This is a genomic window from Sphingomonas sanguinis NBRC 13937, assembly GCF_001591005.1.
Lineage (GTDB): Bacteria > Pseudomonadota > Alphaproteobacteria > Sphingomonadales > Sphingomonadaceae > Sphingomonas > Sphingomonas sanguinis.
The window spans coordinates 1-3,562 of sequence record NZ_BCTY01000096.1; the positions used below are offsets into that span (position 1 = coordinate 1).

Annotated in this window: 6 protein-coding genes; 4 read left to right on the forward strand and 2 right to left on the reverse strand. The window is 68.5% G+C overall.

Going from position 1 to position 3,562, the window contains the following annotated elements; translation table 11 throughout:
- The 3 genes from cydB to SSA01S_RS18615 all read left to right on the forward strand — a co-directional run.
- Positions 1–563, forward strand: a 563-nt coding sequence (gene cydB / locus SSA01S_RS18610) for a cytochrome d ubiquinol oxidase subunit II (protein ID WP_082795194.1), incomplete at its 5' end; no start/stop codon positions are given.
- Between the two features lie 12 nt (positions 564–575).
- A complete protein-coding gene (cydX, locus tag SSA01S_RS19350; protein WP_082795195.1) occupies positions 576–692 on the forward strand; it encodes a cytochrome bd-I oxidase subunit CydX in 117 nt (38 codons plus the stop codon).
- Between the two features lie 57 nt (positions 693–749).
- Positions 750–1,460, forward strand: a complete 711-nt coding sequence (locus tag SSA01S_RS18615; RefSeq protein ID WP_061781585.1) for a Crp/Fnr family transcriptional regulator — start codon at positions 750–752, stop codon at positions 1,458–1,460.
- On the opposite strand, the gene SSA01S_RS18620 is transcribed toward SSA01S_RS18615, so the two are convergent.
- Both SSA01S_RS18620 and SSA01S_RS18625 read right to left on the reverse strand, forming a co-directional pair.
- Positions 1,457–1,993 (reverse strand): hypothetical protein, encoded by a 537-nt coding sequence (locus SSA01S_RS18620; RefSeq protein ID WP_061781586.1) that lies wholly within the window; start codon positions 1,991–1,993, stop codon positions 1,457–1,459. The genes SSA01S_RS18615 and SSA01S_RS18620 overlap by 4 nt on opposite strands.
- A gap of 62 nt (positions 1,994–2,055) precedes the next feature.
- Positions 2,056–3,132 carry a sigma-54-dependent Fis family transcriptional regulator gene (locus tag SSA01S_RS18625; protein WP_244885713.1) on the reverse strand — a complete coding sequence of 359 codons (1,077 nt, stop codon included), beginning with the start codon at positions 3,130–3,132 and terminating at the stop codon, positions 2,056–2,058.
- Between the two features lie 149 nt (positions 3,133–3,281).
- On the opposite strand from SSA01S_RS18625, the gene SSA01S_RS18630 reads away from it, so the two are divergent.
- A partial coding sequence (locus SSA01S_RS18630; protein ID WP_156477963.1) for an aldehyde dehydrogenase family protein occupies positions 3,282–3,562 on the forward strand: 281 nt, incomplete at its 3' end.

Consider the following 3,562-nt stretch of genomic DNA (forward strand, 5'->3'; position numbering starts at 1 on the left):
AGCATGGCCCCGTTCATGACCGGGCACGGGCGTTCGGGACGGTCGCGGCCATCGCCTCCATCCTGTTGTTCGCCATCGGCTTCGCCTTCGTCGCGTGGGGCGATATCGGTTACCGGATGGTCGGCACGGTCGATCCGTTCGGGCCCTCCAACCCGCTGCGCATGACGGCGGAGCGGGCGGGCGGCGCCTGGCTGGAAAACTACGCCGCCTATCCGTGGATGATGGCGCTGCCGGTGGCGGGCTTTGCGGGCGCGTTGCTGGCGCTGGCCGGTATCCGGGGGCGGCACGAGGCGCTGGCCTTTGCCGGTTCCTCGCTGGCCGCGACGGGGATCATCGCCACCGTCGGGTGCTCGATGTTCCCCTTCATCCTTCCGTCCAGCATCGACGCGCATAGCAGCCTGACGGTGTGGAACGCCTCGTCCACGCATAAGACGCTGGGCATCATGCTGTTCGTCACGGTCGTCTTCCTGCCGATCGTGCTGGCCTACACCGCCTGGGCCTACCGGGTGATGTTCGGCCGGGTGACCAGCGAAGCCGTCCGCACCAACCCCGACTTTTACTGAAGGAGCCCGATCATGTGGTATTTCTCCTGGGTCTTGGGCCTTGGCCTGGCGGTCGGCTTCGGCATCCTCAACGGCATCTGGCACGAATTCCACCTGCCGCGCGAGGACGACGTGTCGCCAAGACAGTGACAGATAGGACAATCCGTCCGACGACAGGGGATCATGGCTGCGCTATAAGGCAAGGCCATGATCCCAAACGACGTTTGTGCCGACTGCGCGGTACGCGACCGGGCCTTGTGCGGCAGCCTGAACGACCAGGAACTGGTCGCCCTCAACGCCATCGGCCAGCGCCGCCAGGTGGCGCGCGGCCAGGCGATCGCCTGGGCAGGCGACGCAGCGGTGATCTGCGGCAATTTGCTGTCAGGCGTCTTGAAGCTGACCGCAGCCACCGCCGACGGGCGCGAGCAGACGGTCGGGCTGCTCTATCCGGCCGATTTCTTCGGCCAGCCCTATGCGGGCGATGTCGACTTCACCCTGACCGCGCTGACCGATGCGGAACTCTGTGTCTTTCCGCGGCCTGCGTTCGAGCGGGTGCTGGACGACCACCAGCGTATGGAGCGGTTGCTGCTCCAGCGGACCTTTGAATCGCTGAACGAGGCGCGCGGGCGGATGCTGGTGCTCGCGCGCAAATCGGCCGGAGAGAAGCTGGCGGGCTTCCTGCTCGACATGGCGGCGCGGGCAGGCGCCAGCGGATGCCGGGCCAGCCGCGACGGCCCGGTGACCTTCGACCTGCCGCTGACGCGCGGCCAGATCGCCGATGTGCTGGGCATGACCATCGAGACGGTCAGCCGCCAGCTGACCCGGATGAAGCAAAGCGGCCTGATCGGCCTGCCGGGCGGCGGCGCCATCACGATCAGCGACCGCGAGGGCCTGGCCGCCCGCGCCGAAGCGGCTTAATCCAGCAGGCTGTCGGCCAGCGCGTCGATCAGCAGAGACCGCGCCTCGGGCGTCAGCCGGTGACCCGCCAACGCGATGATGGTCAGCTGCTCGAAATCGACCGCGCGGCGGCATCCGGTGAAGAAACTGCGCAGCATATGACCCAGCGTCTCGGGCGTGGCGAAGGCGTCGCCTTCGTCAAAGGCGGCGATCAGTTCGCGCGCCGCCGCGACATCGGCCAGCTGGCGATACTGGACATGATCGAGCAGCGTCCGGCCCAGCGCATCCTCCCGTCCGCTCGACAGCATCACGCGCAGGTCATGCCCCTCCTCGCGCTGCCCGCCCAGCACCAGCGAGTCGAGCGCCGTCAGGAAATCCGCCATGACCGGTTCGGCGGGCCGTTCGGGCAGACCATCGGCCATCTCCTCCGCCTGCGTACAGAGCGCCAGCCGCTGGCGATGCGCGCGGATCAGGCGGATCAGGTCGATCTCATGGATGACGTGCCAACGCCGCGCGAACGGCACGATGCGGGCTTCGGGCGGGTTGCGATCCATCGCGGGGCCATCTCCTTCGCCGCCCTCGTGACGAAGAAGAGCCGCCGCGACATTGACGCCCGTCAAAGACGCTGGCGGGCCAGATGCCGGTGAATCGTACTGCGGTGAACGCCCAGCTGCCGTGCCGCCGCCGAGACATTGCCGTCATGCGCGGCCAATGCCGCATCGATCGCCTCGGCCCGGTCGTCGGCCAGTGGACGCGCCGCGACCGGTAGGTCCATACCGCCCCGCCCCTCGGCATCCCAGCCGCCGATCAGCGTCGCGCCGTTGGTCAGCCGCAATCGCCCCCGCGCCGTGGGGCCCTGCATATCAACCAGCTCGCCCAGCGCCGTATCGTCCAGCGCCTCCCAGCTGCGCCCGACCAGCGACAGGCCGCGGCGGTTCGCGGCCACCAGCCGGTCGTCGCGGAACACCAGCACACCCTCGCGCGCCGTGCCCAGCATCGCCGCATCGTCATGCATCCGCAGAACCCGGCAATCGGCGAAACCGCTGCGGAACAGGCGATGCTCGATCTGGTCGACCGCCAGCCGGATCAGCCCAAGCGCATGGCCGTGGCCGCTGACCGAGGGGCCGGAGATGTCGAGCGCGCCGACAATGGCCCCGCGCGGGTCGAGGATCGGGGTCGCGGCACAACTCAACACGGCATGTTCGGCGAAGAAATGTTCGGGGCCATGCACCGCGATCGGCCGACGCTCGGCAATGGCGGTGCCGATGGCGTTGGTGCCGGTGCTCGCCTCGGTCCAGGACACGCCGGGCCTCAGCGCCACCTGCGCCGCGCGCGACAGGAAGCCGGTGTCGCCGATACTGTCCAGGATCATGCCGTCGGCGTCCGCCAGGATCACGACGCTGCCCGTCTCGCGCGCCTCGCCCGCCAGCATCTCCAGTTCCGGGCGGCACAGGCGGCGTAGCGACTCGCGACGCTGGCGCAGCGCATTCAACTCGCTTTCGGTCAGCGGCCCGTCACCGCACGGCCGCCCTTGTGCCAATCCCATGTCGGTGCAGCGCAGCCAGGAGCGCAGCACCGGCTGGCGCACGCTTTCCAGCGGCAACTGCCCCTCGTCGAAATAGGCTCGCCGCCCCTGCTCTATCCCGGCGCCGTCCATCGCCGCATCCTCTCCTATTGTCGCAAGTTGCGACACTGGCGCAGCTTTGGCGTCGCGCCGTGCGACACATGCTACGCCTCAGCCCCGGAAAGTCCATCACTCCGTCCGCACTTCGTCGCGGATCACCTTGTCGCGAGGTCCGCACAGGCAGAGCCTTGGCCCATAACAGACCAAGGAGAGAGAGTGTGACGATCCAGGAAGCCATCAAGGCCCGCACCGCGCCGTTCAAACAGCGTTATGCCAATTTCATCGGCGGGCGCTGGGTCGATCCGGTCGACGGTCGCTGGTTCGACAACCGATCCCCCATCGACGGGGAGGTCATCTGCCAGGTCGCGCGCAGCCAGGCGGCCGATGTCGAGCTGGCGCTGGATGCCGCGCACAAGGCCAAGGACGGCTGGGGGCGCACCAGCGTCGCCGAACGCGCGCTGATCCTGCACCGCATCGCCGACCGGATGGAGGAGAACCT

What these genes read in the sequence shown, in the direction of transcription:
- cydX (WP_082795195.1), top strand. Translation starts at nt 576, where the DNA reads ATGTGGTATTTCTCCTGGGTCTTGGGCCTTGGCCTGGCGGTCGGCTTC.
- SSA01S_RS18620 (WP_061781586.1), bottom strand. Translation starts at nt 1,993, where the DNA reads ATGGATCGCAACCCGCCCGAAGCCCGCATCGTGCCGTTCGCGCGGCGT.
- SSA01S_RS18615 (WP_061781585.1), top strand. Translation starts at nt 750, where the DNA reads ATGATCCCAAACGACGTTTGTGCCGACTGCGCGGTACGCGACCGGGCC.